Raw genomic sequence first — 3,026 nt, forward strand, 5'->3', positions numbered from 1 at the left:
GACCCGCCACCCCCGGCCCGCCGCGCCCGGTGTCGGTGACCTCGATCGTCACCTCGGCGGGCAGGTATCCGATCCGGACGGTCGCGGTGGCGGTGCCCGCGTGCCGCAGCACGTTGGTCAGCGCCTCCTGCACCACCCGGTACGCGGCCAGGTCGACCGCCACCGGCAGGGTCCGCCGGTCGCCGGTGACCGTCAGGGTGACCGGTAGACCGGTGCCGTGCAGCCGCTCGGTCAGCGCCGCGACCTGGTCGAGGCCGGGTGCCGGAGCCCGGTCGGTTCCGGCGTCCCGGCGGACGACCGACAGGGTCACCCGCAACTCGTCCAGCGCTTCCCGACTGGTCCGGCTGATCGCGGTCAACGCCGTCTCCGCCTGCTCCGGGCGGGTCGGAAGCAGGTGCAGCGCGATCTCCGCCTGCATGTTGATCGCGGCCAGCCCGTGCCCGACCACGTCATGCACCTCCTGCGCGACCCGGAGCCGCTCCTCGTCGGCCAGCCGGCGGGTCTGTTCGATCCGGGTACGGGCGGCCGTCTCCCGGCCGGACCGGACCGTGGCGCCCACCGCGAAGGGTACGGCGACCCACGCCGACCCGGGTAGAACACCGGCCAACCCCATCGGCGAGGTACGGATCGACACGACGGTGTGCGCCAGCATGACAACCAACGACACCGCCCCGCCGACCGCCGCGCGCCGGATCGGCAGGTACGCCGCCACCGTGTAGACCGCGATCAGATAGCTCAGCAGCATCGGCCCGTACGGATAGCCGCCCACCAGGTACGCCGAGGTGGCCAGGGTGCACAGCGCGAGGGTGGTCAGCGGCCGGCGCCGGCGTACCGCCAACGCCAGGGTGGAGAGCGCGATCAGGGCGTAACACCAGCCGTCCGCCGGCACCGCCCCGGGCTGCTGTCTCCCGAGCACCGTCGTCACCGGCACCGTCAGCGCGAACAGCCCGACCGCCAGCGCGGCATCGGCCAGCATCGCCGGCCAGCCACGCCCCGGCACCGCCATCGCGCGGCCCCCCATCAGCTCGGCCTCCACGACCGGATCGGCGTCCACGACCGGATCGGCGCCCGCCACCGGATCGACGTCAACGACCGGATCGACGCCCCCACCGGTTCAGAGGATGTCACGGCGTCGCAGGACCGCACCGGCGAGCAGCACGAAGCCGACCAGGTAGCCGGCCACAGTCAAGGCCGCCTGCCCGCCACCGACGACCTGCTCGACACCGGGCGTGTCCGCGCCGGCCCCCAACGCGGCCACCAGGGACCCGGCGTTCGGTCCGGGCAGCCCCTTCTGCAGTTCGGCCACCCAGTCGAGCAGTGGCGCGGCGAGACTCGCCAACAGGTTCTGTACGGCCAGCAGCCACACCAGGCCCAGCCCGACCGGCAGCGCCACCCCGCGCAGCAGTACGGCCAGCATGGCGCCGAAACAGGCCCACATCGTGGCGATCAGCCAGCCGGCACCCACCCCCACGGTCAGCTCGGCCAGCGGGGGCCACTGCACCGGCTGCCCCTCGACCCCGGCGACGACGGCGCTGGCGGCCGCTCCGGCGGCGAAGACCGCCAGCGCGGCGACCAGGGTCGCGACGGACAGGGCGACCAGTTTGCCGACGTACCCGACCAGCCGGGACGGGCCCTGGGTGAACAGGGTCTTCCAGGTGCCCCAGCCGTACTCACCGCCGACGGTCAGCACACCGAGGATCAGCATGAGGGCGCCGAGGAAGATCGGCAGGCCACCGATCGAGTTGCCGACCAGTTCGGCCGGAAGCAGCGCGGCCAGGCCTGCACCGTCGGCGCCCGGCTGGCCGGAACCGGGGCCACCCCCGGCGGTGCCGCTGCCCTCGGCATAACCGGCGTACGGCACCAGGTAGGTGAAGGTCAGGCTGAGTACCAGCGCGACCGCCAGCAGCAGCCAGTTCGCCGGCCGGCGGACCAACTTGTAGAGCTCTGCGGCCAGCACGTCGGGCAGGCCACCGGACCGGCGGCGCACCGGCGCCGTCAGATCCAGATCCTCCGGCGCGATCGGCTCAGTGAACTGTCGGGACGACATTTTCCGCCTCCACACGTCCGTCCGGTCCGGCGGAGTCCCCGCCGCCGGTGAGTTCGAAGAACACCTGTTCCAGGTCCCGTTCGCGGGGGCGCAGCTCCCGGACCGCCACCCCGGCGCCGACCAGCTCCGCGTTGATCCAGGCAGCCCGGTCCGGGTCGACGGCGAGGTCCAGTCCGCCGTCGACGACCCGTACCCGGTCCGGCCCCAGCAGCGTCCGGGCCCGCTCGGCTGCGGTGTCCAGCGGATCCGCGAGCACCCGCAGGCTCGCCGCGCCGCGCAGCTCGGCGACGGTGCTCTCGGCTACCAGCCGACCCCGGGCGACGACGCCGACCCGGTCGCAGACCTGCTGTACCTCGCCGAGCAGGTGGCTGGAGAGCAGCACCGTACGGCCGGCGGCGCCCAGCCGGCGGATCAGCGTGCGCATGTCGGCCATCCCGGCCGGGTCGAGCCCGTTCGTGGGTTCGTCGAGGATCAGCAGTCGGGGGTCGGGCAGCAGCGCGGCCGCCACCCCGAGCCGCTGCTTCATCCCGAGCGAGTACGTCGCGTACCGGTCGCCGGACCGGTCGACCAGGTCGACCAGTTCCAGCACGGTCCGGATCCGGTCCGGCGGGCTGCCGGCGTACCGGGCCAGCACCCGCAGGTTCTGCTCCCCGGACAGGTACGGATAGAAGGCGGGGCCCTCGATCAGGGCACCGACCGGGGGGCGCCCCGGGGCGTCGGGCGAGCGGCCGAACAGCCTCACGGTGCCGGCGGTCGGCCGGACGAGGCCGAGCAGCATCCGCAGGGTACTGGTCTTGCCGGCGCCGTTCGGACCGAGGAAGCCGTACACCTCACCGGCCCGTACCGTCAGGTCGATGCCGTCGACGGCGGTGAGTTCGCCGTACCGCTTGGTCAGGCCCCGGGTCTCGACCGGATGTACCGGCCCACCGCCCGCCGGCCCCGCCACCTTGCGCAGAGGTTCCGTCATGCCCCCGACGAT

The 3,026-nt window shown here is 73.7% G+C and carries 3 protein-coding genes; all 3 read right to left on the reverse strand.

Translation table 11 applies throughout. The annotated features are described in order from the left end of the window. A partial coding sequence (locus I0C86_RS15700) for a sensor histidine kinase (RefSeq protein WP_323373658.1) occupies positions 1-1,075 on the reverse strand: 1,075 nt, incomplete at its 3' end. Positions 1,076-1,114: 39 nt separating this feature from the next. Beyond that, a complete protein-coding gene (locus I0C86_RS15705) occupies positions 1,115-2,047 on the reverse strand; it encodes an ABC transporter permease subunit (protein ID WP_196201969.1) in 933 nt (310 codons plus the stop codon). Further along, positions 2,025-3,026, reverse strand: a 1,002-nt coding sequence (locus I0C86_RS15710; protein ID WP_323373659.1) for an ABC transporter ATP-binding protein, incomplete at its 5' end; no start/stop codon positions are given. The genes I0C86_RS15710 and I0C86_RS15705, both read right to left, overlap by 23 nt.

Origin of the sequence: Plantactinospora alkalitolerans (assembly GCF_015690345.1) — a bacterium.
GTDB lineage: Bacteria > Actinomycetota > Actinomycetes > Mycobacteriales > Micromonosporaceae > Plantactinospora > Plantactinospora alkalitolerans.

Coding starts and splice junctions, on each gene's coding strand:
- I0C86_RS15705 (WP_196201969.1), bottom strand. CDS start 2,047: ATGTCGTCCCGACAGTTCACTGAGCCGATCGCGCCGGAGGATCTGGAT.